The organism is Paenibacillus sp. KS1 (genome assembly GCF_001680695.1).
Classification (GTDB): domain Bacteria; phylum Bacillota; class Bacilli; order Paenibacillales; family Paenibacillaceae; genus Paenibacillus_B; species Paenibacillus_B suaedae.
On record NZ_MAIS01000293.1, the window covers coordinates 1 to 572 of the forward strand.

Annotated in this window: 1 pseudogene; it reads right to left on the bottom strand. The window is 45.8% G+C overall.

Annotated features, from left to right (window positions below):
- Window positions 1-124 precede the first annotated feature (124 nt).
- Window positions 125-572: pseudogene (locus BBG47_RS28370) on the bottom strand (sugar ABC transporter substrate-binding protein); the annotation flags it as partial.

The following is a 572-nucleotide window of genomic DNA, read 5'->3' on the forward strand; positions in this document are numbered from 1 at the left end:
TACGATCATAGACGCTAGAATTGCTTTTTTGATATTCATAGTAATCCTCCTATGTATTAATACATGAGTACTCTCTTCATGCCAACAGTGAACAATTAGATTCAACTTAATTCGCTTATTGCTCCTACTTGGTTTCCCGCAATCGGTCTATTATTTCTTGCCCCTTGATTTGAAGCTCGGCAACCGCATTGTCCAGCGTTTTCTCTTGGTCAATTAAGGATTTCAGCGAATCTGACAATAACGAATCGAATTCAGCTTGGAAACCTGGTGGAATACTTTTTTTATCTGACACACTGCTAGCTTCCATTGGCTTCAGGAGGTAAAAAGCCTCCGTGTCCCGCCCTCTAAAATCCTTGAAATAGTCTGATCGCGTAGGCAGCGTATCGTTCATTGCCTTCCCAGCAACTTGCGCCATTTCCGGCCCGTTCACGAATTTGACGAACTCCCAAGCTGCCCGCTTGTTCGGAGAATCTGCAGATATGGCATAGATCTCTGACAATTTCACGTAAGCCGATTCATCGGGCTTAGCAGGATTAACAGGCGCGGCCGCGATGCCCCAGTCCGTCTCCGGT